Genomic DNA, 24,797 nt, shown 5'->3' with positions numbered 1-24,797 from the left:
CAGGTGGAAGATGCAAAAAAGAAACCGGCGATCAACTTTAGGATGAAATTAATTGTCGATCACCGAACGAAAAAGCGTTTGTGAAAGATCAAGTTGCACAAATTCGCCCGTAAGGGCTCCAGACGCGCCGACTTCGTCATGATTGTTGGAGATGGATGCGGAAATCACCTGCTTGTGTTCGCCGACGCACCGTGCACCTCGGCATTAAAGGCTATGTTCCACGGCAGAAATCAAATCACCGGTGCCAATCAACGTGGAACAACTCAACTCCCCGACGCCTTCCATGGCGGCGCAGTGCCTGGGCGAACTGGATGAAGACAGCACGCCAGGGGCGATGCTGCGCTGCCTGGCCGACGCCGGACTGGACCGGCTGCCCTTGCCTGGCAGCGGCGCCACGCTGCTGCGCTGGCGCATGCTGGCCGCAGTGTCCGGGTGGGACCTGTCGCTGGCCAAGCTGTACGAGGGCCATGCCGATGCGCTGGCCATCCTGGCCGAACTGGGCAGCCGGGCGCCGGCCGGCAGCCTGTGGGGCGTCTGGTGCGCCGAGGCGCCGTCCGCCCGCGCCATCGTCAGCGGCCATGCCGCCGCCGGCGCGCCGGTGCGGCTGGACGGCGCCAAGGCCTGGTGTTCCGGCGCGGCCGACCTGAGCCATGCGCTGCTGAGCGCCTGGGATGCCGACGGCCGGCCGTGGCTGGTGGCGCTGGACCTGCGCCAGGACGGCATCCGGATCGACGACAGCGGCTGGGAGGCGGTCGGCATGGCGCGCACCGGCACCGCCTTTCTCACGTTCTCGGGCGTGCAGGCCCATTGCGTCGGCGACAGCGGCGCTTACCTGCGCCGGCCCGGTTTCTGGCACGGCGGCGCCGGCATTGCCGCCTGCTGGTATGGCGCCGCCGCCGAACTGGCGCGCATGCTGCACGCCGCCCCGGGCACGCCCGATGCGCACCGGCTGGCCCACATGGGCGCGGCCGATGCCTGCCTGAGCGCGGCGCGGTCGCTGCTGCATGCCGGCGCGCAGGCGATCGATGCCCGGCCCGGCGACGATGCGGCGGCGCTTGCGCTGCGCCTGCGGCTGGCGGTCGATGCCTGCGCCGTGGAAGTGATGGCCCAGGTCGGCCAGGCGCTGGGCGCGGCGCCGTTCTGCCGCAACCGGCGGTTTGCCCGCCTGATGGCCGACCTGCCGGTGTTCCTGCGCCAGGGCCATGCGCGCCGCGACCAGGCAGCGCTCGGGCAGATGGCCCTCGACGCGTCGCATTGGGAGCACAGCCTGTGACGGCCGCGACCGGCCGCGAGATCCGGGGCCCGGGCACCGACGAGCTGCGCTGGCAGTCCTGGGCTGGCCTGCGCCGGCTGCCGCAGGCCAGCGCCGGCGAGCTGGTGCCGGCCGGATCGCGGGCGCTGGTGCTGGCGCCGCATCCCGATGACGAGCTTCTGGGCTGCGGCGGCCTGATCCGGCAGCTGGTGGCGCTGCGGCGCGAGGTCATCGTTCTGGCCGTGACCGACGGCGCGGCCAGCCATCCTCATTCGACGCTATGGCCCGCCGCGCGCCTGGCGCGGGAGCGGCCGCGCGAAAGCCTGCGCGCGCTGCGCCGCCTGGGCGCGGGCAGCGTCACGGTGGAGCGCCTCGGGCTGGACGACGGGCGCATCGGCGAGCAGGCGCCGCGGCTCGATGCAGCGCTCGACAGGCTGCTGGTGGACACCGACGTGCTGGTGTCCACCTGGCGGCTGGACGGCCATCCCGATCATGAGGCAAGCGGCAGGGCAGCCGCGCAGGCGGCGGCGCGCCACGGCGCTGCGCTCCTGGAGATGCCGGTCTGGATGTGGCACTGGGCCGCGGCCGGCGACGCGCGGGTGCCGTGGGAGCGCGCCTGCCGCCTGGAGCTGGACGACGATAGCCATGCCGCGAAATGCGCGGCGGCAGAGGCTTACCGCAGCCAGCTACTGCCCGATCCGTCGACCGGGAGCGGACCAGTGGTCGCGCCCGGCGCGCTGGCGCGCCTGATGCGGCGCGAGGAGGTGTATTTCCGATGAACGCCACCGGCCTTTCCTATTTCGACGGGCTGTACGCCCACAGCGCCGATCCCTGGTCCATGGACCAGCGCTGGTATGAGCGGCGCAAGCGCGAGCTGCTGCTGGCCGCCTTGCCGCGCCCGCGCTTCGGGCGGGTGTTCGAGCCCGGCTGCGGCGCCGGCCACCTGACCGAGGCGCTGGCGCCGCGCTGCGCCCGGCTGCTGGCCACCGATTTTTCAGCCGATGCGGTGCGGCTGGCGCGGCTTCGCCTGCAAGCTGCGCCGCATGTGGAGATCGACCGCCTGCATACGCCGCGGCAGTGGCCGGCCGGCCGCTTCGACCTCGTGATCCTGAGCGAATTTGCGTTCTATCTCGACGATGCCGACCTGGCGCTGCTGCAGCAGCGCAGCGTCGATGCGCTGGCCGATGACGGCGTGCTGCTGGCCTGCCACTGGCGCCGGCCCTTCGCGGAACGCACCCAGGACAGCGAGGCCATCCATGCCTGGTTCGACCAGGCTCCCGGCCTGGCCCGGCTGGCGCATCACGAGGAAGCCGATTTCCTGCTCGACCTGTGGGGCCGGCAGCCGCAGTCGGTGGCGCAGCGGGAAGGCTTCGCATGATCGGCGTGCTGATCCCGGTTCATGACGAGGAGGACGGCCTTGCGTCCTGCCTGGAATCGGTGCTGCGCGCGGCCACGCATGGCGACCTGGCCGGCGAGCCGGTGATGATCGCGGTGGCGCTGGACGCCTGCACCGACCGCTCGGCCCAGATCGCCGCCGCCTATCCCGTGACGGTTCTGCGCCTGGAGGCGCGCAATGTCGGCGCCGCCCGCGCCGCCGCGGCAGCCTGCCTGCTCGCCGCCGGCGCGCGCTGGCTGGCCTGCACCGACGCCGACACGGTAGTGGCGGAAGACTGGCTGCAGCGCCAGCTGCAGCTGCATCATGAAGAGGGGGCCGACGTTGTCTGCGGCACGGTGGGCGTGTCCGACTGGACGCCGCACCTGGCGCGGCTGCAGCAGCTGCTGCAGCGCTTCCATGCGGCCTATACCGATGCCGACGGCCATGCGCATATCCATGGCGCAAACCTAGGCGTCTGCGCGCGCGCCTATCTGCGCGCAGGCGGCTTCCCGTCGCTGGGCTGCAGCGAGGATGTGGCGCTGGTCAGGGCGCTGGAGGCGGCCGGCGCCCGCATTGCCTGGAGCGCGGCGCCGCGGGTGGTGACCAGCGCCCGCATCGCCAGCAAGGCGCGGGGCGGCTTCGGCGACACGCTGTCGGCCTGGAGCCAGGCGCTGCCGCTCTGAACCCGGCTGCGCGTCAGCGCCGCACGCTGCTTTCCACCAGGCAGCGCGTCACCAGCGGCGGCGCGTCGCCGACATGGAAGGCCAGCTTCCTCTCGCGCAGCGCGACGTCCGCCGCCGTCACTCGGTCGAAGCGGCGCAGGTGCTCGGTCCAGGACTCGTCGACGATCTGCTCCACATAGCGGCCCGGCTCGCCGAGGTCGCGCAGCAGATCCCAGGACAGCGCGCCCTGGCGCAGGCGGCTGCGCCGGCTTTCCTGCATCAGCGCCATGAACTCGGCCGAGCGGGCCGGATCGATCAGGTAGGCGATCGTCACCTGCACATGGCCGGCGCGCGGCGGGTCGCTTGCCACCGGCACCTTGAATTCACGGGACGGCGTCAGGTCTTCCTCGATGCCGAGGTCGGTCACCAGCAGGTGGGCGCCCAGCATCGCGGTCACGCCGGTCACCGAGGCGATCAGCAGGCTGGTCTGCACCGAGGTGACGGTTGCCACCTGGCCCCACAGCGCCGCGCCGAGCGCGCTGCCGCCCATGATGGACATCTGGTAGATCGACATGCCGCGCGCCCTGACCCAGTCCGGCAGCGCCAGCTGGGCCGATACGCTGAGCGAGTTGGCGGTGGTGATCCAGGCCATGCCGGCGACGAACATCGCGGTGGCCGCAAGGTAGATGTTGGGCGCCAGCGCCACCGCCGCGGTGGCCAGCGACTGCAGCGCCGCACCGCGCATCACCAGCGTGTCGCGCGCCATGACCTGGCGCAGCCGCGGCAGGAACATCGCCGCCACGATGGCGCCGCTGCCCATGGAGGCCAGCAGCACGGTGTAGGCCGCGGCATTGCCGCCGCCGAGGCCGCGCGCCACCAGCGGCAGCAGCGCCAGCAGCGCGGTGGAATGCAGGAAGAACAGCGAAATGCGCAGCAGCACCGACTTCAGCCGGCCGGACTGCAGCACGAACTGCACGCCGACCCGCATTGCGGAAAACAGCCGCTCGCGGCCCAGCGGGCTGGGCTTGTGCTCGCGCCGCCAGCGCATGATCACGAACGCCGACGCCACCGACAATGCCGCGTTGAGCACGAACACATAGGCGCTGCCCACGCTGGCGATCACTGCCCCGGCCACCAGCGGGCCGACGATGCGCGAGGCATTCATCGCCACGCCGTTCAGGGCCAGCGCGGCCGGAAGCTGGGGACGCGGCACCAGCTCCGGCACGCTGGCCGCGAACACCGGCCAGCGCATCGCCAGGCCGATGCCGTTGGCAAAGGTCAGGGCCAGCAGCAGCGGCGCGGTCATCGCGCCCGAGAGGACGGTGACGCACAGCACCAGCGCCACCGCCGCCACCCAGAACTGGGTCAGGATGAAATAGCGCCGGCGGTCGAGGATGTCGGCCAGCGCGCCGCTGGGCAGGCCCAGCAGGAACACCGGCAGGGTGGACGCGGTCTGCACCAGCGCCACCCAGATCGGCGAGGACGACAGCGAGGTCATCATCCAGGCCGAGGCCACGTCGTTCATCCACATGCAGATGTTGGCCGCCAGCCAGACGCACCACAGCATGCGAAACACAGGCTGGCCCAGCGGCGCCAGCGCCGACTGCGGCCGCGCCGCGGGGCTGGACGCTGCGGGCGCTTCGGCCTCGGGAGTCTCCGGCATGGCCATGGTCAGGACTTGTAGCCGGGGTCGGTGCGGTCGAGTTTCCTCAGCAGCGCCGGCCATTCCATCAGGCCGTAAGGGCGGCGGGTGCCGGGCTGGTAGTTGTTCCAGGTTTCCTCCAGCACCTGCTGCGGCACCCTGGCATAGGGGCTGTTGGCCGCCATCGCCGCCAGCTGCGAGCGGCAGGCCAGTTCCAGCCGGTGCATCCAGTTGAAGGCCTCGCCGACCGAGCGGCCCACCGTCAGCACGCCGTGGTTGCGCAGGATCAGCGCCTCGCCGGTGCCGAGGTCGGCGATCAGCGACTCCTGTTCGGATTCATTCAGCACCACGCCCTGGTAGTCGTGATAGCCGATCTTCAGGAAGCGCATCGCAGTCTGGGTCAGCGGCAGCAGGCCGCATTCCAGCGACGACACCGCCATCGAGGCCCAGCTGTGGGTGTGGATCACGCAGCCGACATCGGGCCGGGCCGCATGCACGGCGGTATGGATCACCGCGCCGGCCTTGTTGACGCCGTACTTCAGTTCGCCGAAGTCCGGCCCGGACAGGATCTTGCCATCATGGTCGACCTTCAGCAGGCAGGAGGCGGTGATCTCCTCGTACATCATGCCGTAGGGATTGATCAGGTAAGTGCCTTCCTCGCCCGGCACGCGGGCCGAGATATGGTTGGCCATCATGTCGGACATGCCATACATCTCGACCAGGCGATAGCAGGCTGCCAGGTTGACCCGCGCTTCCCATTCCTCGGGCGAGCACTGCCCCTTCATCGATGGAATCTGCAGCACGCCGTCTTGCACCATGTCGTCTCCTCCAGTGTTGTGTTGATTTGTGGTTCGCCTTCAGGGCGCCAGGTTGTTCATGGCACGGCCGTCGCGCCAGCGCGCCAGGTTGTCCAGGAAGATCTCGGCCACCGCCGCATAGTGGCCGCTGGTATGGCCGGCGGTATGCGGCGACAGCAGCACATTGCCCAGCTCCCACAGCGGCGACGCGGCCGGCAGCGGCTCGTGCGCATACACGTCCAGGAAGGCGCCGGCCAGGCGGCGCTCGCGCAGGGCGGCGACCAGGTCGGGCTCGACCACGACCTCGCCGCGCGCCACGTTGACCAGGTGCGCGCCTGGCGGCAGCAGCGCCAGCCGGCGCGCGTCGATCAGGTTGCGGGTGTCGTCGGTCAGCGGGCAGGTCAGCACCAGCCAGTCGGCCTGCGGCAGCGCCTCGTCCAGTCGCGCCAGCGGCAGCACCTGGTCGCAGGGCGGCGCCGCGGCATCGCTGCGGCGCACGCCGATGACCCGCAGCCGCAGCGCCTTGAACAGCCGCGCCGTTTCCAGGCCGATCGGGCCCAGGCCCACGATCACGGCGGTCTGGCCGCGCAGGTCGCGCGGCGCCCGGTCGCCCAGCAGCGGCTCCCAGGCGCGGCGGCGCTGGGCGTCCAGCAGTTCGGGCAGGCGCCGGTTCAGCGCCAGCATGCCGGCCAGCGCCATCTGCGCCACCGCTTCCGCATTGGCGCCGGACGACGTGGTGACGGTCACGCCGCGCCCGCGCAGTTCAGGATAGATCGGCCGGTCCGCGCCGGCCGAATGGGCATGCACCCAGGCCAGGCGCGGCGCGGCCCGCAGCACCCGGTAGAACTGCTGCAGCGATTCGGTCAGTTCATGCTTGGTCGACTTGCCGGTCACGTCGCGGCTGATGAAGGCGATGTCGATGTCCTTGCCGGCGCCGTCCTGCGCCGCCTGTTCCGGGGTGACCAGGCGGTAGGGCATGCGATTGAAGAGTTGCGCGATGCGCGGGCCCAGGTAGCGTGCCGCCTGGTCCGACAGCAGGATGACCGGCGCCTGCCGGTCCTGGCCATACAGATTCATGTTGCTTTTATCGGGTTGGTGTTGCGGATGAGCGTGGCCGATTGTACAGACCGCGGGTTGGCCAGAGTTGACGAAACGGAAAAGCAGCGTTCTCGCTTGCGCCTCGATCGGCGATAATCGCGTCTGCCGCGGCGCCGCGGGATCTCCCATGCATCACGGCCCGCCAAGCACCGGCAACTTCCCGAACGGCACAATCACATCAATCGCATGACCAAGAAGCTGGACACCCATCTGCTGGAAATCTTCGTTGCCGTAGTGGAGAGAAAGAGCCTGACCCAGGCCGGCATCGACATGCACCTGGTGGTGTCGGCCATCAGCAAGCGCATGGACGAGCTGGAGCGCCATGTCGGCAAGGCCTTGCTGAAGCGCCATGGCCGCGGCATCGTGCCGACCGCCGCCGGGGAGCTGCTCTACCTGCACGCCAAGCGCATCCTGAAGAGCCTGCGCGCGGCCGACCAGGCGCTGGCCGAATTCGACAGCAGCGGCGTGCACAAGATACGGCTGTTGGCCAACCAGACCAGCATCGTCCAGAGCCTGCCGGCCGAGATCGCCCGCTTCCTGGCCAGCCATGCCAACACCTCCATCGAACTGACCGAGGGCCACAGCGCCGACATCCCGGCCGCGGTGCATGAAGGCCATGCCGATGTCGGCATCTATCATGCGCAGCATCCGGCGGCCGGCGTGCTGTCCTGGCCTTACCGGCAGGACCGGGTAGGGCTGGTGGTGCCGGCCGGCCATCCGCTGGCGTCGCGCCGCCAGGTGCTGTTCGAGGAGGCGCTGGACTTCCCGCTGGTGGGCGCCTTCCCGCGCCACAGCCTGGACCGCTTCCTGGAACTGGCCGGCAATTCCCTGTCGCGCCCGCCCACCGTGGTGCTGTCGGTCTCGAACTTCGAGGCGCGCTGCCATATGGTCCGGCACGGCGTGGGCATTGCAATGCTGCCGGAAGACATTGCCAGTCGCTATACCGGCGGGCTCGGCCTGGCGCTGGTGCAGATCGCCGATGCCTGGGCGCGGCGCCAGTTCTATGCCTGCATGCGCGAGCCCGAGGCAGGCGACAGCCATGCGGCCAACCTGCTCGGGCATCTGTGCGGCGTCGGCAGTGGCACCGGCAGCGTTAACGCCACGCCGGCCTGAAGCCGTGCCGCTTAAACTTGGTTACAGGCGCAGCGCTGACTTAAGATCCGCCAAGGCCCGCGCCTAGGAACCTGCGCGGCAGCAATCCATTACAACAAACCAGGAGACAGCTTGATGGGACAGATCATCGTGCGCCGCGACGGCGCCGTCGGCACCGTGGTGATATCCAACCCCGCGAAATTCAACGCGATGACGGCCGAGATGTGGCGCATGCTGCCGATCCGGGTGGCCGAGCTGGATGCCGACCCCGAGGTGCGGGTGATCGTTTTGACCGGCGACGGCGACCGCGCCTTCGTGTCCGGCGCCGACATTTCCCAGTTCGGCGACGAGCGCACCGACCCCGAAGCGCTGGCCGTCTACAATGCGGCGCTGGACGACGCCTTCAGCGCGCCGCTGAAGGCCGGCAAGCCCACCATCGCGAAGATACGCGGCATCTGCATGGGCGGCGGCCTGGGTCTGGCCGCCGGCTGCGACATCCGCATCTGCGCCGACGACGCCCGCTTCCGCATGCCGGCGGCGCGGCTGTCGCTGGGCTACAACCAGGCAGGCGTGCATCGCTTCGCCGCCCTGATCGGCGTGCAGAACACCTACGACATCTTCTTCACCGCGCGCATCTTCGACGCCCAGGAGGCGCAGCGCATGGGCTTCGTTGGCCGTGTCGCCAGCACCGATGGGCTGGATGCGGCGGTGGCCGAATTCACCGGCGCCATCGCCGAGAATGCGCCGCTGACCGCGAAGTCGGTGAAGCTGACGATGAATGCCTACCTGGACCGGCTTGGCGAAGTGCAGCGGCCCGAGGTGCAGGCCGCGATCGATGCGGCCAACCTGAGCGAGGACTACCGGGAAGGCGTGCGCGCCTTCGGCGAGAAGCGAGCGCCGCGCTTCACCGGCCGCTGACGCCGCGGCCGCCGGTGGCCTGCACCGCCGCCGGCGTCTCCCAAACCGTCCGCCTTACTTTCACGCTTGCACTGGACAGCGCCTCAAGACCATGACCACCAGACCCACTCCTGTCCAATGAAGACCCGGACCCCTTCCGGCGCGGCGCCGGCCCCGGCGCCGGCGGGCACCGCATCCCCGGTGTCGCCCTCCCACAACCTGCGCGCCCAGCTGGTGCTGACCGCGGCCATGGCCCTGTGGGGCCTGAACATTCCGGCGGTGCGGGTGCTGGCCGGGCGCTTCGACTTCACCACGCTGGCGGCGGTGCGCATGTTCTTCACCTGCTGCGTGTTCGCGGTGCTGGCGCTGCGCGCCGGCGGCCGCCTGCCGCGCATGGCGCGGCGCCACTGGCCGCTGCTGCTGGCCTGCAGCATGCTGATGGTGTACGGCAACCAGGTGTTCTTCACCAGCGGCATGGCGCGCACCAGCGCCACCAACAGCGCGCTGATCGTGGCGCTCGGGCCGCTGGTGTCCTCGCTGCTGGCCGCCATCGCCTTCCGCGAGCGCCTGGCGCTGCCGCGCCTGGCCGGCATCGCGCTCGGCCTGGCCGGCGTGGCCGGCGTGATCCTGCATCGTCCGGGCGCCGGCGTTGGCGCGGCCGGCATCGGCGACCTGCTGGTCGGCGCCTCGGTGCTGAGCTTTGCGCTGGGCGGCGTGCTGGTGCAGCGGCTGGCGCGCCAGCTCGACGTGCTGTCCATCAGCCTGAGCATCTACCTGGTCGGCACCGCGCTGCTGATGCTGCATGCGGCGCTGGCCGGCTTCGACCAGCGCATCCTGTCCTCCGGCTGGCAGTCCTGGTCGCTGATCCTGTTTTCCGGGGTGTTGGCATCGGCCATCGGCAACCTGATCTGGAACCGGTCGATCGGCATCCTCGGCATCAGCCGCACCGCGCTGTTCCTGAACTGGGTGCCGCTGTTCGCCATCGCCTTCGCGGTGGCCTTTCTCGGCGAGCCGTTTTCATGGTGGCTGCTGTTCGGCTTCGGCTGCGTGGTGTGCGGCACCTGGCTCGGCGCCTTGCGGAGGACCTGATGGAACTGCGCCAGCTGCGCTATTTCGTGCGCGTGGTCGAACTGGGCAGCATGGGCCGCGCCGCGCTCGACCTCGGCGTGGTGACCTCGGCGCTGAGCCAGCAGATCAGCCGGCTGGAGGGCGAACTCTCGACGCGCTTGCTGCAGCGCACGTCCACCGGCGTGGTGCCGACCGACGCCGGCCTGGCCTTCTGGCGCCAGGCCCAGCTCGCGCTGCGCCATGCCGACGACGCGGTGCGCGCGGCCCAGCTGGCGCGGCTGTCGGGCCATGTCAGCGTCGGCCTGCCGCCCAGCACCAGCGCGGTGCTGGGCCTGCCGTTCATGGCGGCGATGCGCGAGCGCTATCCGGAAGTGCGGCTGCACCTGGTGGAAAGCCTGTCGGGCAACCTGACTTCCATGCTGCGCGCCCGCCAGCTCGACCTGGCCGTGCTGTTCCAGGCCGACCGCGGCCAGCGCTGGAGCGTGCTGCCGGTGCTCGACGAGCGCCTGTTCCTGATCGCGCGCCCCGGCCTGGCCGGCTTGCCGGATCGTGAACGGGTCGAGGTCGGCGAGCTGGCCGACCTGCCGCTGATCCTGCCCAGCAACCAGCACGGCCTGCGGGCCTTGCTCAATGCCGCCTCCAGCCGCGGCCGCTATGCGTTGAACGTGGTGGCCGAGATCGATGGCCTGGCGGTGCTGATGGACGCGGTGCGGGCCGGCTATGGCGCCACCATACAGCCGGGCGCGGCGCTGGCGCGGCTGGGCGGGGAGCCGCTGGTCACGCTGGAGATCGCCGACAGCGCGGTGCGCCGTCCCAACCTGCTGACCAGCCTGTCGGACGATGAACTGTCGCCGGCCGGGCTGGCGGCGCGGGTGGTGCTGCAGAGCGTGATGCGCGACCTGGTGCTGCAGGGACGCTGGCCGGGCGCCACCCTTCACGAATCCTGAAGGCCCGTTGCCGCCGGTGGTCTGGCGGCAAACCGCATGGGCCGCTACAGTCCCCGCCATTGAGCCGGGAGACTGACGATGTACGACGTACTGGTAATTGGCGGCGGAAACGCCGCCCTGTGTGCCGCCCTGATGGCGCGCGAGGCGGGCGCCTCGGTGCTGATGCTGGAATCGGCGCCGCGCGCATGGCGCGGCGGCAATTCCCAGCACACCCGCAACCTGCGCTGCATGCACGATGCGCCGCAGGACGTGCTGGTGGACGCCTATCCCGAGGAAGAGTACTGGCAGGACCTGCTGAAGGTGACCGGCGGCCTGACCGATGAAAAGCTGGCGCGGCTGGCCATACGCGCCTCGTCGAACTGCCGGCCGTGGATGCAGAAGCATGGCGTGCGCTTCCAGCCGCCGCTGTCGGGCGCGCTGCACGTGGCGCGCACCAACGCCTTCTTCATGGGCGGCGGCAAGGCCCTGGTGAACGCCTATTACCGCAGCGCCGAGGCGATGGGCGTCAAGGTGCTCTACGAGACGCCGGTCGATGCGATCGAGCTCGATGAAGGCCGCTTCGCCGCCGCCCGCAGCGGCGAGCGCCGCTTCGAGGCCCGCGCCTGCGTGCTGGCGGCCGGCGGCTTCGAGTCCAACCGCGAATGGCTGCGCGAAGCCTGGGGCCAGAACGACGCCGGCGAATGGCCGGCCGACAATTTCCTGATCCGCGGCACCCGCTTCAACCAGGGCGTGCTGCTGAAATACATGATCGATGCCGGCGCCGACGTGATCGGCGATCCGTCGCAATCGCACTGCGTGGCGATCGACGCCCGCGCGCCGCTGTACGACGGCGGCATCTGCACCCGCATCGACTGCGTCTCGCTGGGCGTGGTGGTGAACCGCGATGCCGAGCGCTTCTACGACGAGGGCGAGGACTTCTGGCCCAAGCGCTATGCGATCTGGGGCCGGCTGGTGGCCGGCCAGCCCGGGCAGATCGGCTACTCCATCATCGACGCCAAGGCCGTGGGGCGCTTCATGCCGCCGGTGTTTCCGGGCACGGTGGCGGGCAGCCTGCCTGAACTGGCCGACAAGCTCGGCCTGCCGCGCGAGCAGTTCATGCGCACCCTGTCGGACTACAACGCCGCCTGCCGCGTCGGCACCTTCGACCACACCGCGCTCGACGACTGCCATACCGAAGGCCTGGCGCCGGCCAAGACCCACTGGGCGCGGCCGATCGATACCGCGCCGTTCTATGGCTATCCGCTGCGGCCGGGCATCACCTTCACCTATCTCGGCCTGAAGGTCGACGAGCATGCCGCGGTGCATTTCGGCGGCCGGCCCAGCGACAACCTGTTCGTCGCCGGTGAAATGATGGCCGGCAATGTGCTGGGCAAGGGCTATACCGCCGGCGTCGGCATGTCGATCGGCACCGCCTTTGGCCGCATTGCCGGCACCCGCGCCGCCGCCGCGGCGCTCGAAGCGAAACAAGGAAAACACCATGCAGCAGCTTGAAGCGCTGGTGCGCGACGCGCGCGACCAGGTATCCCCCTCCGAAGACCGCGTGCTGCGCAATGCCGGCGGCCCGCAGCCCGAATTCCGGGTGCTGGCCCTGACCGGGCCGGAGGCCGAAGTGGCGCGCCAGATGCAGATCTGCAATGCCTGCCGCTATTGCGAAGGCTTCTGCGCGGTGTTCCCGGCCATGACGCGCCGGCTGGAATTCGGCAAGGCCGACGTCAACTACCTGGCCAACCTGTGCCACAACTGCGGCGCCTGCTATCACGCCTGCCAGTACGCGCCGCCGCATGAGTTCGCGGTCAACGTGCCGCATGCGATGGCCACGGTGCGCGGCCAGACCTATGCCGAGTATGCATGGCCGCCGGCATTGGGCGCGCTCTACAAGCGCAACGGCCTGACGGTGGCGCTGGCGCTGGCGGCCGGCCTGGCGCTGTTCCTGGTGCTGGCGCTGGCGCGCAACGGCACGCTGCTGCATGCGCCGCTGGCCGGCAATTTCTATGCGATCTTCCCGCATAACCTGATGGCAGCGATGTTCGGCGCCGTGTTCGGCTTCGCCGTGCTGGCGCTGGGCATTGGCGTTACGCGCTTCTGGCGCGACGTGTCGCCGGGCCAGGTCTCCGCTCCGGCGGTGGCGGAAGCGGCGAAGAACGCGCTGACGCTGAAATACCTGGACGGCGGCCATGGCGACGGCTGCAACGAGGAAGACGACCGCTTCACGCTGGCGCGGCGGCGCTTTCACCATTTCACCTTCTATGGCTTCATGCTGTGCTTCGCCGCCACCTCGGTGGCCACGCTGTACCACTATCTGCTGGGCCTGCCTGCGCCGTATGCGCTGACCAGCCTGCCGGTGCTGCTCGGCACCGCCGGCGGCATCGGCCTCCTGGTCGGGCCGGCCGGCCTGCTGTGGCTGAACCTCAGGCGCGATCCGGCCCAGGGCGACGTCAAGCAGCGGCCGATGGACCGCGGCTTCATCGCGCTGCTGCTGCTGACCAGCGCCACCGGCCTGGCCCTGCTGGCCTGGCGCGACAGCGGTGCGATGGGGCTCCTGCTGGCGGTGCACCTGGGCGTGGTGATGGCGCTGTTCGCCACCCTGCCATACGGGAAATTCGCGCATGGCATCTATCGCAGCGCGGCGCTTCTGAAGTCGGCCATCGAAAAGCGGCAGGCCAACAAGCTGCAGCTGGGATCGGACTGAGCACTTCTTTCCAAAGCGCCCGACCCCATCGCCCGCGGCGCGCCAGCCGCCATGCCGCCGGGCGCATTCATCAGAATCAACAAGGAGACCTCCATGACTTTCCGTACCGGCCGCCGTTTCGCGCTCAGGGCCATCGCACTCTCGCTGGCCGCCATGCCGCTGATGGCAGCAGCCCAGGACTACCCCAAGCGCCCGATCACCCTGGTGGTGCCGTTCGCCGCTGGCGGCGGCACCGACAGCATCGCCCGCGAGCTGGGCAAGTTCCTGTCCGACCGCCTTGGCCAGCCGGTGGTGGTGGACAACCGCGGCGGCGGCGGCGGCGCGATCGCCGCGAAGTCGGTGGCCCGCGCCGACCCCGACGGCTACACCCTGCTGTTCGTGACCTCCACCTTCGTCACCCATGCGGCCACCGAGAAGAAGGCATCGTATGACGTGAAGAAGGACTTCACGCCGATCGCGATGATAGGCCGCGGCCCGCTGATGGTCGTCACCAGCAAGGGCATGGGTTTCAAGAGCGTGAAAGACCTGGTGGCGGCCAGCAAGGGCAAGCCCGAAGGGCTGGACTTCTGCTCCTCCGGCGCCGGCAGCGTCACCCATCTGGCGGGCGAACTGTTCGTGCAGAAGACCGGCGCCAGGCTCACGCATGTGCCCTACAAGGGCAGCGGCCCGGCCACGGTCGACTTCCTCGCCGGCCGCACCCACGCCTTCTTCGCCACCTTCCCGACCATGCTGCAATACGTGAAGTCAGGCGCGGTCGACATGATCGCCGTCACCGGCGCGCAGCGCTCGCCCCTGTTTCCCAACGTGCCGACGGTGGCGGAAGCCGGCATCCCGAATTTCAACATCACCACCTGGTGGGGCATCGTCGCACCGGACGGCCTGCCTGCGCCGATTGTCACCAGGCTCAATGCGCTGATCAACGAGGCGTCGGCCAAGGAGCCGTTGAAGGGACGCCTGGTTAGCGAAGGCGCGGAGGCTTACAGCGCCACGCCGGCGGAGTTCGGGACCATGCTGGGGACGGAGCTGGCGATGTGGCGGGAGGTGGTAAGGACCGGGAACATCAAGGTGGATTGAGGGGCATGCAGGGGCACGATCAGCTGCAGTTGCCTTTTGAGGGGCCGTTGCAGTTGAATCCAGTTGAGCGCGCCGTGTCAGCGATGCCTGAGGCGGATGCGGTGCAGCGTCTATGGCCCAACGAGCCTGCCGGTGCCAGTTCAGTATTCCAGTCCTGTTTTCCAGGCGGGTACCGCAATCGGTTCAGACCCTGATCAAGGGCGCCATCGTTGCCGTGGGTGCGCGCACGGTGACGGCTATCCTGCGCGTCACGGGCCTGTCTGAAGATCGCCAGCTCCAGCGGTTCCACCGGTGCTCGACCGCAAGGTCTGGCCGTCCCCGAAGGCAAGCGGGCGCTTGCTCGCCGCCATGGTCGAGACCTTCGCGCCGTCGTGCTCCTTGCTCATGGCGCTGGATGACACCATCGAGCGTCGCCGCGGCGCAAAGATTGCCGCCCGCGGCCTTTACCGCGCCCCGGCCTGAACGAACAAAGCCCAGCAAAAAAGTGTGAAAAAATCCACAAAGCAAAAAATTTCCATATGGATATACTTAAAATCCCTGATAATTCATCCTCCAAGTTCATCGGGCGCACGAACAGATACGAGTTATGGCAGAGCAGGCTACCGACGATTACGAAACATTATTGCAATTCCTGTATCGGACCCCGATCGGCCTGATGCAGACCGCCAGCAATGGCGACGTGGAAATGCTCAATCCGATGGCGTCGCGCCTGCTGATGCCGCTGGCAAGGCAAGGCAACCTTGACAATCTTTTCACGGTCATGGCGCCGTATGTTCCGCAACTGCAGCAGATGATTCGCGACTTTGCGCCGGCCTCGGGCATCGTTTGCGAGGCAGTCAAGGTCGAACTGGGCATCGGCCTGCCCCATGAACGGTCGCCTACCGTGCTCGCGCTGAGCGTTCTGAAGCTCGACAACGCGCGGCTGATGATCTCGCTGACCGACGTCACGCTCGAAATGCGGCGCGAACAGGACCAGCTTGCCCGCGAGCTCAGCCATGCCGCGCGGATCGACTCGCTGACCGGCATACCTAACCGGGTCGAACTGATTGAACACCTGCAGTCCATGATGGACAGCAGCCCGGCGGCCGCGCGACGCGGCGCATTGCTGTTCCTGAACTGCGACCGATTCCGGCAGATCAACGACATGCTCGGCACGACCGCCGGCGACGACATCCTGAGGTTGATGGGTGAACGGCTGCGAACCGCCTTGCGCCAGCATGCGCTGACCGACGCCGAAGCCGCCGGAACCGGCGACCTGGTTGCACGGATCGGGAGTGATGAATTCGTGGTGGTGGTGGATGGCGTCCGTGCGCCGGACCTGGCCGAACGGGTCGCGCAGCGGCTGCTCAAGGCGCTTGCCGTGCCCTGCAGCGTGGGCGGAAAGCAGATCGTCTGCCATTTCAGCATGGGCATCGTGGTTCTGGACGGGGATGCCAGCGGCGCGGAACGCATCCTGCAGGATGCCAGCATTGCCATGCGCGAGGCCAAGCGTTCAGGCGGCGCGATGTACGCGCTGTTTGACCACGCGATGCGCGGCCGCGCGGAGCACCGCGGCGACATCGAAGTGGCGCTGAGGCGGGCGCTGGCGGAGGACGAGCTGTTTGTGGTCTACCAGCCCGTGGTGGGCTTTCGGCCGGACGGCGTCATCGAGCAGGCGGCCGGCGTCGAAGCCCTGGTCAGGTGGCTGCACCCGGTGCGCGGTCTGGTGCCGCCGGTGGAATTCATTGGCATTGCCGAAGAATCGGGGCTGATCGGCGCTCTCGGGCATTTCGTTCTGGCCACCGCATGCCAGGAATTCATGCGCTGGCAAGCCGAACTCGGGACACGCGCGCCACGCAGGCTGGCAGTGAACCTGTCGCGGGCACAGCTGGCGCAGCCGGATCTCGTCGAAAGCGTGGCTGCGGTTCTGCAGGCCACCGGCATGCCGGCCGGCCTGCTGCAGCTGGAGGTGACGGAAAGCCTGGCGGCGCAAGACGCGGAAGTGCGCGACTGCCTGATGCGCCTGCAATCCCTGGGCATACAGCTGGCGCTGGACGACTTCGGCACCGGCTATTCATCGCTCGCCTGTCTGCACCAGATGCCCGTCAATACGGTGAAGATAGACCGCTCCTTCGTCTGCCACGCCGACACCAGCATGCATCACCGGGTTCTGATCGAGGCTACCGTGATGGTGGCCCACAGCCTGGGCATGGACACGGTGGCGGAAGGCATCGAGACCACGGCCCAGGCCGCCGTCGTCATGCAGCTCGGTTGCGACAAGGGACAGGGCTACCTGTACGGCAAGCCCATGGAAGCGCGGGAACTGGTGGCATGGGCGCTTGAAGATCTAGGGGTCTTCTGCCGCGCAGGCTCCTAGAAGCTGCGCTGGCGCTCGCTTGAGGCATCGTCACGCCGGTGGCATGCATTCAAGGCAGCATTGCTCAGTGCCGGCGCTTCGGTGCATCGACCCCAATCAGCGTAGAATCACGGCTTTTTGCCGGCCGGGCAGGGGATGTGGATGGTTAAGTGGAGCGTAGTGAAGTGGGATAACGCAGGCGGGATGCAATTGCTGGCGACTGCGCCGATTGCCGCCGGCGAGGAAATCCTGCGCGAAAAGCCCCTCGTGGCAGTGGCCGGCAGCGATGTGGAGCTGGGCAGCCCGGCCTGGGACTTGACCCACCGGCTCATTGCCGATACCCGACTGCGCGACGCCTACTATGCATGGCAACTGCGCAGCACGAACGTACATGAGAACACTCGCCAGGACCGGGAAATCGAGCGGCTGATGGCGCGGCGCTATGGCTTGCCGCCGGCGATGGTCGGCAAGCTTCATGCCGGTATCAGCGCTTGTCAGGTCGGCTATGGTCCCGGCGAAGGCGAGCACCTGGGCCATGGCCTGTACCAGACGCTTGGCCGCGTCAACCACTCCTGCGATCCGTCCGCCGAACTGACGGTGATCGACGGCGCGAGCGGCGAGCAGGGCCTGCGCGCACTCAAGGACATACAGCCCGGCCAGGAAATCACCAGAACCTACATTGACGACGCCAGCGGTTTCCTTGGCCGTAATTTCCTCGTGCGTAACGTGACGCTGGTCAGTCGCATGGGCTTCGTGTGCCGCTGCCCGCGCTGCCACAGCGAGCGTCCGCAGGACTTGAAGAACGTGAACCTTCTGCAGTTCTTCAAATCCTTCCTGAAGGAGCAGGCCGAGAAGGAAGCGATGAAGGCAGGCATCCAGGGGGCGGGCAAGGACTGACAGCGTCGCTTTCCCAAGGTGGGCCGATCCGGCTGCCAGCTGCTGGTTCGATCACAACGCCCCTTGCAGCGGCAAGCACGTCCCACCTTCAGCACCGATCGAGAGAAATGTCATGGCCTTGCGCGCCCATGGCGTGGAGGCGCCTCGCAAGCGTGCCGGTGTCTGCAAAAATATTCACCCGAAGTTGTTCTTGCGTCATTTGTTTTCGGCGATGAAAGCCGATAGAAGCTCGAGGGTCCGAGCGGGCGCCTTACTTCGACGGCGACTGGCCGGACCACTGACCCAAGAGACAACAACATGCAATTCAAGGATTGGAAAATCGGCACCAAGCTGTATGCCGGCTTCGGCGCGCTCGTCGCTGCCATGATCATTCTGGTAACGGTCGCCTACGGCAATTTCGCCAGATTGGGACAAGCCAACACATGGAACGTCCACACCTATGAGGTGATGGTTGAGGTGAAGGCCATCCTGGAAAGCCTGATCAACATCGAGACCGGGGAGCGCGGCTTTGCGCTGACCGGCAAGGAGGCGTCGCTGGAGCCCTACAGAGCTGGCGTGGAGCAGTTCCAGGCGCATTTCGACAAGGCGAAATCGCTGACCGCTGACAATTCGGCGCAGCAGGAGCGCTTTGCCAGGCTTGCCGAATATCGTCGGCAGTGGATGCAGGAGGCCGTCGAGCCGGTCATAGAGGCGCGACGCAAGGCGTCCGACGACGACATGAAGGACGTGGTGGCGCTGGTGCGGCAGGGTCGCGGCAAGAAGGGCATGGACGCCATGCGCGAGGAACTGCGCCAGATCTATGACGCGGAAGCCTCGCTGCTCGCGCAGCGCGAAAAGGATGCCGCGGCGCTGAAGTCCATGACCAGTGCCACGCTGATCGGCGGCGGCGCGGCGGCGGCATTGATCGGTCTGATGCTGGCAGTCTGGATCAGCCGGCGCATTACGGTTCCGCTGCAGGAAGCCGTGACGGCGGCCAAGCTGGTAGCGCAGGGCGACCTGACGGCCAATCTGACGGTACGCTCGCGGGACGAGACCGGTGACCTCATGGCGGCGCTGCGCGACATGAATGCCAGCCTCGTACACATCGTCACGGACGTACGCAACAGCACTGACATGATCGGCACCGCTTCCGCGGAAATCGCCAGCGGCAACCAGGACTTGTCGGCCCGTACCGAGCAGCAGGCGTCCAGCCTGGAGGAGACGGCTTCCTCGATGGAAGAACTGACCTCCACCGTGCAGCAGAATGCGCAGAACGCCGGCCAGGCCAATCAACTGGCGCGTGCCGCCTCCGAGGTGGCCCAGCAGGGCGGCACGGTCGTCAGCGAAGTCGTCGGCACCATGAGCGCGATCGAAGCGTCGTCGAAAAAGATTGCGGAGATCATCGGCACCATCGATGGCATCGCCTTCCAGACCAACATCCTCGCGCTGAACGCGGCGGTGGAAGCGGCCCGTGCCGGCGAGCAGGGGCGCGGCTTTGCGGTGGTGGCCACCGAGGTGCGCACCCTGGCCCAGCGCTCGGCTGCGGCGGCGCGCGAGATCAAGGGCCTGATCGAAGACTCGGCTTCCAAGGTCGAAGTCGGCATGGACCAGGCGCAAAGGGCCGGCTCGACAATGCACGAGGTGGTATCGAGCGTAAAGCGCGTCTCGGACATCATCAGCGAGATTGCTGCCGCCAGCGGCGAGCAGCGCGTCGGCATCGAGCAGGTCAATGAAGCCGTCTCCCAGATGGACCAGGTCACGCAGCAGAACGCCGCACTGGTCGAGCAGGCAGCCGCCGCAGCCGAATCGATGAAGGACCAGGCTGCGACGCTGGCGAAAGCGGTCGGCATCTTCCGCGTACAGGGCGGTGCGCAGGCAGCGGCGGCGCCGGCCGCACGCACGGTCAGAACAGTTGCGCAGGCACCAAAGGCGCGACAGGTGACCGTGCAAGGAAAAACAACCACGCAGGCGGTGTCGCAACAGGCTGACTGGGAAGAGTTTTAACCTTCCGCACCTGCCATCTGCCATCTGCCATCTGCCATCTGCCATCTGCCGAGGGCGGCCGCGAGGTGCGGCTGGCAGGTTCATCGATGGATGCGCTACCCGCCCGGGATATCATCCCGGGCGCCGTCATTTGAACGGTATTCCTGCTCGCCCTAGCATGCGCCGGCGACGCGCGGCCGGAGACGACGCGCGGTCAACACCCTGACATCGTGCTGCCTGTTTTGACGACACTGGCGTCATGTGCGCGCCGGGATGATTTCCCAACAGCGGCGTCGACCCGGCAAGGCAAACGGCCGGCCACGGCAATTACACCTGGTATTGCTCCTCTGCGCCTGCTCAATGCCTTGGCGCCTGCGTGACTGCGCCACTGTTCAGAGCAACTAGAATGGGCATCCTTAACAGGACCGCCTTCACCTTGTGCGCGACCAGCTATTTTGTCGGTTGACTCGATCCGGCACGGCCAGAGGCAATGGCGGTTCGACCAACCTTCATTTGCATTGGAGCCCGAAAAGATGCGAACCCGCAGCCTGCTTTCCTCCGCTTTGATTGGCGCCGTGGCGAGCGCACGTTCAATGACGCCCATGGCTGCCATCGCGGCTGCACGCCTTGCGGGACGGCATACAAGCGGGCAACTGTTCCTGCTCGATCGTCCGCTGTTCAGATCCGGCGCGCTGGCCATGGGGGTTGCGGAACTGCTTGGCGACAAGATGAAGACCGCGCCTGACCGCACTGTCTTTCTCGGACTGTTGGCGCGTGTGATGAGCGCCGGGATTGCCGGCGCGGCATTGGCGCCGCGCGGTAGGGAGCAGGCTGGCGCCGCCTTCGCGGTAGCCGCCGCGGTGCCGCTCGCCTACCTGACGCTGGCTGGGCGCAAGCAGGCAATGGCGCATATCGGCCAGACCCGCAGCGGCCTGATTGAAGATGCGCTGGTCGTTGCCGCGGGGGCTGCGGTAGTGGCTCTTGCAACCCGGGCAATGAGCGATTGAGGGATTCAACCCAACGCAGAACGTCCACGGCGGGCCGATGACCGCCGTCGCCAGCGGCCCATGGTGCTTACTTGGGGCAGGCCGGCAGCCAGTCAGTGTCAGTGACCAGTCGCCAGGCCGCTGTCATTCTTGTCGTGAACACCAAACTTGCCCACCATCGTGGCGCTGGCTTCGTTCAAGCCATGTACTTCCACCTCGGCACCGGCACGCCGCAGCTTCAGCACAATCTTGTCCAGCGCTCCGGCCGCGGTGATATCCCAGAAATGGGCATGGCTGAGGTCGATGTGCACGCGCCGGGCAGTCTCGTTGTAGTCGAACGAGTGAAACAACTGGTCGGAGGAGGCGAAGAAGACGTGCCCGCTGACGCTGTATCGGCGCGCACGCCCGCTGTCGTCGGCATGGGAAATGACCTTTAGCATCCGGCTGACTTTCTGCGCAAAGAAGACGCCGGACAACAGCACGCCAGTCAGCACACCCTTCGCCAGGTCGTGGGTCAAGACGGTGACGATGACGGTGGCGACCATCACGACGCCCGAGCTGGCTGGGTGCGCGCGCAAGTTCCGCAGCGACTGCCAGTTGAAGGTGCCGATCGATACCATGATCATGACTGCGACCAGCGCTGCCATGGGAATGCGTCTTACCCATTCGCCGAGGAAGACGACCAGCACCAGCAGGACAACGCCGGCAGTCAGCGTGGACAGGCGGCCGCGCCCGCCAGATCTGACGTTGATGACGGACTGCCCGATCATTGCGCAGCCTGCCATGCCGCCGATGAATCCGGTCGCGATGTTGGCGATGCCCTGGCCGACGCATTCGCGGTTCTTGTCGCTGCGCGTGTCGGTAAGGTCGTCCACGATCGTTGCCGTCATCAACGACTCGAGCAGTCCCACCACCATCAGCGTGGCCGAATACGGCAGTATTGTCCGCAGTGTTTCCAGGTTGAGTGGCACATCCGGCATCAGGAAGGATGGCAGGCTGTCGGGCAGGGTGCCCATGTCGCCCACCGTGCGGATGTCCAGTCCGAGCGCAATGGACAGCGCGGTCAGCACGACGATTGCCACCAGTGGCGACGGTATGGCGCGCGTCAGGCGGGGAAAGCCGTAGATGATGGTCAGCCCGGCCGCGGTCATCGCATGGACATGCCACGTAACATTTGTCAGCTCGGGCAATTGAGCCATGAAGATGAGGATGGCCAGGGCATTCACGAATCCCGTGACCACTGAACGCGAGACGAAGCGCATCAGGCGGCCAAGCTTAATCCAGCCGGCACAGACCTGCAGGATGCCCGTCAGGATCGTGGCAGCCAGCAGGTAATTCAGGCCGTGTTCCTTGACCAGGCTGGTCATGACGAGGGCCATTGCCCCGGTCGCCGCCGAGATCATGCCCGGGCGGCCGCCAAAGAAGGCAATCAGGGTCGCGATGGAGAACGAGGCGTAAAGGCCTACTTTGGGATCGACACCGGCGATGATGGAAAATGCGATCGCTTCGGGGATCAGGGCGAGCGCGACAACGAGGCCGGCCAGAAGATCATTGCGGACATTGGAAAACCAGTCCTGGCGGATTGTTTGTAGAGACATAAGTATCCTTTCCGCCAGCATGACCGGGCGGAAGACGAGTAAATGAGCGCGCTGTGGCGTGCAAGGCAGCAGGAACTCCGGCATCGATGGCATGAAAAGACATCGGCACGGAAACCAGGGAAGCAGACTCTGTTAAGGCGGAGTGACCGAGAAGAAATGGCCGCGGGGCAGTCCGGCGCCCGGAAAGGAGACGGCTTCCAGGCACTTGCGTCTGAAGCAAGCGCTGCCAGCGCTGTCGGGCGCATGCATGTTGCGGGTGGAGGGCCAGGCGGAAACGATCATGGGGCCGCATTCTGCGGCGCAGCATAGCCTCGCGTCAAGATGTCTTTGCTGTCGCCGTGTCGTGCACGCCCTCGACCGCTGGGTGGCGCGGGGTACGGCGCCACCCACACCGACAAGCACTCGGCTGGCCAAGGGCACGGGCAACAGGACCTGCCACCTGTACCCATATCCACAGGTGGCGAAATACAAAGGCAGTGGCAGCCTGGACGTTGCGGGCTGCTTCGGCTGCGTCAATCTGTAAGTCAGACTGAAATTAAGGCGTGCCAAGCAAGGTTCAGGGAAACTGGGGCCTTATCGTTTGTTTTGCGTCGTCTGACATGACTTTTATCAGCGGTTTCTACGGAGAACCTAACTGCAAGAAAGAGAAAGCACATTGTCAAAGCAAAGTTCAGATGTCCGCTTCCTGGCAAAGTTGAAATGTCCGATATTCGGCGACCGGTTCAGTCAGCAAATCTCGCGCTTTAAGCAGCGCCTGCTGTTTAATTGCGAGTGCGATGTCGTCTGACGCAAGGGATCTTTGCGACTTCTTGCCTGGTGCTGCCTTGGAAGGAACCGGGCCAAGACCGCGATGGTTGCGCGACGGAGCAGAACTGCCATGCCGGCTATCGCGCTGTTCCTGCACCATCTGAGCGATCTGAAGAACGTGACCAAGGCGTTTGTTATCGACCACGGCTCCGGAGCTGACATTGGGCAGGCGGTCATAGGTTGCATAGGGCAGGGCGCGGCCACCGGCACGCGGCTCAATGCGACCATCGGGATATTCGTAGACCTCAATGTATTTACCGATGGATTGCCGGCTTTCCGGCGTATCGGCTAGCAAGTACAACACCTTGTCATATTGCACCGTCAGGCTGTGCGAGACCCGACGGGGCTCTCTGACTGCAAAGATCAAATCGAGCGCTTCATCATGGCGCACAGGACGGTGGGCATTGAAGTCGTTGCGAGCGGGCTTGGCAAAGCGCCGGTTGTAATCGGCTATGAAGGCAGGCGCGTATGCATTGGCGGCAGCCATCGTCGAAATGCCTTGCAAACGCAGTTCCTTCACCAGACGGTCCTGCAGTGTCAGATTGGCGCGCTCTACGCGGCCCTTAGCCTGGCTGGTATTGGCACAGATGCCTTCGATGTTGAGCTCAAACAGCGCTCGGCCATACTGTGTATGGCCATTGCCACCGGTGGCATGCTTGTGGTTGACGCGAAAGACACTGGCCTTGTCGCTGTAGAAGGCTTGTGGCTTGCCATGCTGCTCGATATAAGCACGGGTCGCTTCGAAATAACTGAAGGTCGATTCTGACGGGGTGAAATGCAGCTGCAGGATCTGGCTGGTGGCATCATCCACAAACACGAGCAAGGTACACGCCGGCGCCCGGTCCTCAAACCAGCGATGGTCGCTACCATCAATCTGGACCAGCTCGCCAAAGCAGTGCCGGCGGTTGCGTGGCTGGTAAATCCGTGCCGGACGCTGGCTACGCGGTATCCATAGGCCGACGTCGGACATCCATTTGCGGATAGTTTCCTTCGATAAATCAACGCCATGCAGCTCGCGCAGCTTCTCGCACGCCAAGGTCGGCCCGAAGTCTGCATAGCGCTGGCGAATGATGGTCAAGGCGATTTGCGCAATCTCGTCGTCGGTCTGGTTGTTACTTGGCCGATTACGCCGACGCGATACGAGGCCCGAAGGACCTTCAGCGCGATACCGTACGACCAATCGATGTACTTGACGGACTGTCAGCCCGAGCTTGCGCGCAGCACTACCAGGCTTCAATAAGCCATCGACCAAGGCTTGCACCACCTTGAGCCGGTCGAGTTCGCCCATACTCATCGTAATTGTTCCAGGTTGATCCAAAACCGCTCCCATTTGCTATGCCAAGCGGCGTAGCGTAGGGAACATCAGACATTTCAACTTTGCTGGAATCGGACATTACAACTTTGCTGCTACACACATAATCCTGATAATCAGCCTTATGTAAAATAAAATCAGAGCCAAGCGCCCTTCTTCTACTGCTTTCTCATATTCTTGTTCTCCTATATGCCCTGTTCTTTCTGAACATTTCCAGCAAAGACAGCCAGGCGCATGGATCTGACTGGTCAGCTCGCTGCGTTAAAACTGCAATCTTGGTTAGCCAAAGTGCTTAATCATGCACGGA

The 24,797-nt window shown here is 66.5% G+C and carries 22 protein-coding genes; 17 read left to right on the top strand and 5 right to left on the bottom strand.

The features are described from left to right. Positions 1-253 precede the first annotated feature (253 nt). From IGW04_RS08290 to IGW04_RS08275, 4 genes are read left to right on the top strand one after another with little or no spacing between them, the layout of a single operon-like run. Positions 254-1,273 (top strand): acyl-CoA dehydrogenase, encoded by a 1,020-nt coding sequence (locus IGW04_RS08290; RefSeq protein ID WP_323744833.1) that lies wholly within the window; start codon positions 254-256, stop codon positions 1,271-1,273. After that, on the top strand, positions 1,270-2,031 hold the full coding sequence (locus tag IGW04_RS08285) for a PIG-L deacetylase family protein (protein ID WP_194712590.1): 762 nt from the start codon (positions 1,270-1,272) through the stop codon (positions 2,029-2,031). Before IGW04_RS08290 ends, IGW04_RS08285 begins: the two co-directional genes overlap by 4 nt. Beyond that, complete coding sequence (locus IGW04_RS08280) at positions 2,028-2,630, top strand: class I SAM-dependent methyltransferase (RefSeq protein WP_194712589.1); 603 nt, start codon at positions 2,028-2,030, stop codon at positions 2,628-2,630. The genes IGW04_RS08285 and IGW04_RS08280 overlap by 4 nt, the downstream gene beginning before the upstream one ends. After that, positions 2,627-3,310 carry a glycosyltransferase gene (locus IGW04_RS08275; protein WP_194712588.1) on the top strand — a complete coding sequence of 228 codons (684 nt, stop codon included), beginning with the start codon at positions 2,627-2,629 and terminating at the stop codon, positions 3,308-3,310. Before IGW04_RS08280 ends, IGW04_RS08275 begins: the two co-directional genes overlap by 4 nt. Positions 3,311-3,323: 13 nt before the next feature. Here IGW04_RS08275 and IGW04_RS08270 read toward each other — a convergent pair whose 3' ends face one another. The 3 genes from IGW04_RS08270 to IGW04_RS08260 are packed head-to-tail and all read right to left on the bottom strand — an operon-like array spanning position 3,324 to position 6,805. Continuing rightward, entirely contained in the window at positions 3,324-4,952 is a 1,629-nt protein-coding gene (locus IGW04_RS08270; RefSeq protein WP_194712587.1) for an MFS transporter, read from the bottom strand. An 8-nt stretch (positions 4,953-4,960) separates the two neighbouring features. Next, on the bottom strand, positions 4,961-5,749 hold the full coding sequence (locus IGW04_RS08265; protein WP_194712586.1) for a class II aldolase/adducin family protein: 789 nt from the start codon (positions 5,747-5,749) through the stop codon (positions 4,961-4,963). Positions 5,750-5,788: 39 nt separating this feature from the next. Beyond that, positions 5,789-6,805 (bottom strand): D-2-hydroxyacid dehydrogenase, encoded by a 1,017-nt coding sequence (locus tag IGW04_RS08260; protein ID WP_194712585.1) that lies wholly within the window; start codon positions 6,803-6,805, stop codon positions 5,789-5,791. Positions 6,806-7,012: 207 nt separating this feature from the next. On the opposite strand from IGW04_RS08260, the gene IGW04_RS08255 reads away from it, so the two are divergent. The 12 genes from IGW04_RS08255 to IGW04_RS08205 all read left to right on the top strand — a co-directional run bounded on the left by IGW04_RS08255 (position 7,013) and on the right by IGW04_RS08205 (position 20,794). Further along, a complete protein-coding gene (locus IGW04_RS08255) occupies positions 7,013-7,939 on the top strand; it encodes a LysR family transcriptional regulator (protein WP_228526940.1) in 927 nt (308 codons plus the stop codon). 114 nt (positions 7,940-8,053) lie between these two features. Then, positions 8,054-8,836, top strand: a complete 783-nt coding sequence (locus IGW04_RS08250) for an enoyl-CoA hydratase (protein ID WP_194712584.1) — start codon at positions 8,054-8,056, stop codon at positions 8,834-8,836. Between the two features lie 117 nt (positions 8,837-8,953). Continuing rightward, a complete protein-coding gene (locus IGW04_RS08245; protein WP_194712583.1) occupies positions 8,954-9,904 on the top strand; it encodes a DMT family transporter in 951 nt (316 codons plus the stop codon). After that, the gene (locus IGW04_RS08240; RefSeq protein ID WP_194712582.1) at positions 9,904-10,830 is read left to right on the top strand and encodes a LysR family transcriptional regulator; all 927 of its coding nucleotides are present in this window, start codon (positions 9,904-9,906) and stop codon (positions 10,828-10,830) included. The genes IGW04_RS08245 and IGW04_RS08240 overlap by 1 nt, the downstream gene beginning before the upstream one ends. A gap of 78 nt (positions 10,831-10,908) precedes the next feature. Beyond that, complete coding sequence (gene tcuA, locus IGW04_RS08235; protein WP_194712581.1) at positions 10,909-12,321, top strand: FAD-dependent tricarballylate dehydrogenase TcuA; 1,413 nt, start codon at positions 10,909-10,911, stop codon at positions 12,319-12,321. Beyond that, positions 12,308-13,519, top strand: a complete 1,212-nt coding sequence (tcuB, locus tag IGW04_RS08230; RefSeq protein ID WP_194712580.1) for a tricarballylate utilization 4Fe-4S protein TcuB — start codon at positions 12,308-12,310, stop codon at positions 13,517-13,519. The genes tcuA and tcuB overlap by 14 nt, the downstream gene beginning before the upstream one ends. A gap of 93 nt (positions 13,520-13,612) precedes the next feature. Next, on the top strand, positions 13,613-14,593 hold the full coding sequence (locus IGW04_RS08225) for a tripartite tricarboxylate transporter substrate binding protein (protein ID WP_194712579.1): 981 nt from the start codon (positions 13,613-13,615) through the stop codon (positions 14,591-14,593). A 336-nt stretch (positions 14,594-14,929) separates the two neighbouring features. Next, positions 14,930-15,055 carry a hypothetical protein gene (locus IGW04_RS26030; RefSeq protein WP_267253684.1) on the top strand — a complete coding sequence of 42 codons (126 nt, stop codon included), beginning with the start codon at positions 14,930-14,932 and terminating at the stop codon, positions 15,053-15,055. Between the two features lie 124 nt (positions 15,056-15,179). Then, positions 15,180-16,949 carry a putative bifunctional diguanylate cyclase/phosphodiesterase gene (locus IGW04_RS08220; protein ID WP_194712578.1) on the top strand — a complete coding sequence of 590 codons (1,770 nt, stop codon included), beginning with the start codon at positions 15,180-15,182 and terminating at the stop codon, positions 16,947-16,949. Positions 16,950-17,108: 159 nt separating this feature from the next. Next, positions 17,109-17,825 carry an SET domain-containing protein gene (locus IGW04_RS08215; protein WP_194712577.1) on the top strand — a complete coding sequence of 239 codons (717 nt, stop codon included), beginning with the start codon at positions 17,109-17,111 and terminating at the stop codon, positions 17,823-17,825. 297 nt (positions 17,826-18,122) lie between these two features. Then, a complete protein-coding gene (locus tag IGW04_RS08210; protein WP_194712576.1) occupies positions 18,123-19,808 on the top strand; it encodes a methyl-accepting chemotaxis protein in 1,686 nt (561 codons plus the stop codon). A gap of 581 nt (positions 19,809-20,389) precedes the next feature. Beyond that, the gene (locus tag IGW04_RS08205; protein ID WP_228526938.1) at positions 20,390-20,794 is read left to right on the top strand and encodes a hypothetical protein; all 405 of its coding nucleotides are present in this window, start codon (positions 20,390-20,392) and stop codon (positions 20,792-20,794) included. Positions 20,795-20,892: 98 nt separating this feature from the next. On the opposite strand, the gene IGW04_RS08200 is transcribed toward IGW04_RS08205, so the two are convergent. Then, positions 20,893-22,371 (bottom strand): SulP family inorganic anion transporter, encoded by a 1,479-nt coding sequence (locus tag IGW04_RS08200; protein WP_194712647.1) that lies wholly within the window; start codon positions 22,369-22,371, stop codon positions 20,893-20,895. 247 nt (positions 22,372-22,618) lie between these two features. Between IGW04_RS08200 and IGW04_RS26205 the strand changes: the two genes are divergently transcribed. Beyond that, positions 22,619-22,894 (top strand): tannase/feruloyl esterase family alpha/beta hydrolase, encoded by a 276-nt coding sequence (locus IGW04_RS26205; protein ID WP_407672082.1) that lies wholly within the window; start codon positions 22,619-22,621, stop codon positions 22,892-22,894. A gap of 147 nt (positions 22,895-23,041) precedes the next feature. Here IGW04_RS26205 and IGW04_RS08195 read toward each other — a convergent pair whose 3' ends face one another. Beyond that, positions 23,042-24,508 (bottom strand): ISNCY family transposase, encoded by a 1,467-nt coding sequence (locus IGW04_RS08195; protein ID WP_407672078.1) that lies wholly within the window; start codon positions 24,506-24,508, stop codon positions 23,042-23,044. Between the last annotated feature and the right edge of the window lie 289 nt (positions 24,509-24,797).

The sequence above is a fragment of the Noviherbaspirillum soli genome, assembly GCF_015352955.1.
In the GTDB taxonomy this organism is placed as follows: domain Bacteria; phylum Pseudomonadota; class Gammaproteobacteria; order Burkholderiales; family Burkholderiaceae_D; genus Noviherbaspirillum_A; species Noviherbaspirillum_A soli.
This window is presented reverse-complemented; position numbering and strand designations above follow the sequence as displayed.

What these genes read in the sequence shown, in the direction of transcription:
- IGW04_RS08280 (WP_194712589.1), top strand. Translation starts at nt 2,028, where the DNA reads ATGAACGCCACCGGCCTTTCCTATTTCGACGGGCTGTACGCCCACAGC.
- IGW04_RS08275 (WP_194712588.1), top strand. Translation starts at nt 2,627, where the DNA reads ATGATCGGCGTGCTGATCCCGGTTCATGACGAGGAGGACGGCCTTGCG.
- IGW04_RS08270 (WP_194712587.1), bottom strand. Translation starts at nt 4,952, where the DNA reads ATGCCGGAGACTCCCGAGGCCGAAGCGCCCGCAGCGTCCAGCCCCGCG.
- IGW04_RS08265 (WP_194712586.1), bottom strand. Translation starts at nt 5,749, where the DNA reads ATGGTGCAAGACGGCGTGCTGCAGATTCCATCGATGAAGGGGCAGTGC.
- IGW04_RS08260 (WP_194712585.1), bottom strand. Translation starts at nt 6,805, where the DNA reads ATGAATCTGTATGGCCAGGACCGGCAGGCGCCGGTCATCCTGCTGTCG.
- IGW04_RS08255 (WP_228526940.1), top strand. Translation starts at nt 7,013, where the DNA reads ATGACCAAGAAGCTGGACACCCATCTGCTGGAAATCTTCGTTGCCGTA.
- IGW04_RS08250 (WP_194712584.1), top strand. Translation starts at nt 8,054, where the DNA reads ATGGGACAGATCATCGTGCGCCGCGACGGCGCCGTCGGCACCGTGGTG.
- IGW04_RS08245 (WP_194712583.1), top strand. Translation starts at nt 8,954, where the DNA reads ATGAAGACCCGGACCCCTTCCGGCGCGGCGCCGGCCCCGGCGCCGGCG.
- IGW04_RS08240 (WP_194712582.1), top strand. Translation starts at nt 9,904, where the DNA reads ATGGAACTGCGCCAGCTGCGCTATTTCGTGCGCGTGGTCGAACTGGGC.
- tcuA (WP_194712581.1), top strand. Translation starts at nt 10,909, where the DNA reads ATGTACGACGTACTGGTAATTGGCGGCGGAAACGCCGCCCTGTGTGCC.
- tcuB (WP_194712580.1), top strand. Translation starts at nt 12,308, where the DNA reads ATGCAGCAGCTTGAAGCGCTGGTGCGCGACGCGCGCGACCAGGTATCC.
- IGW04_RS08225 (WP_194712579.1), top strand. Translation starts at nt 13,613, where the DNA reads ATGACTTTCCGTACCGGCCGCCGTTTCGCGCTCAGGGCCATCGCACTC.
- IGW04_RS08220 (WP_194712578.1), top strand. Translation starts at nt 15,180, where the DNA reads ATGGCAGAGCAGGCTACCGACGATTACGAAACATTATTGCAATTCCTG.
- IGW04_RS08210 (WP_194712576.1), top strand. Translation starts at nt 18,123, where the DNA reads ATGCAATTCAAGGATTGGAAAATCGGCACCAAGCTGTATGCCGGCTTC.
- IGW04_RS08205 (WP_228526938.1), top strand. Translation starts at nt 20,390, where the DNA reads ATGGCTGCCATCGCGGCTGCACGCCTTGCGGGACGGCATACAAGCGGG.
- IGW04_RS08200 (WP_194712647.1), bottom strand. Translation starts at nt 22,371, where the DNA reads ATGTCTCTACAAACAATCCGCCAGGACTGGTTTTCCAATGTCCGCAAT.
- IGW04_RS26205 (WP_407672082.1), top strand. Translation starts at nt 22,619, where the DNA reads ATGTTGCGGGTGGAGGGCCAGGCGGAAACGATCATGGGGCCGCATTCT.
- IGW04_RS08195 (WP_407672078.1), bottom strand. Translation starts at nt 24,508, where the DNA reads ATGGGAGCGGTTTTGGATCAACCTGGAACAATTACGATGAGTATGGGC.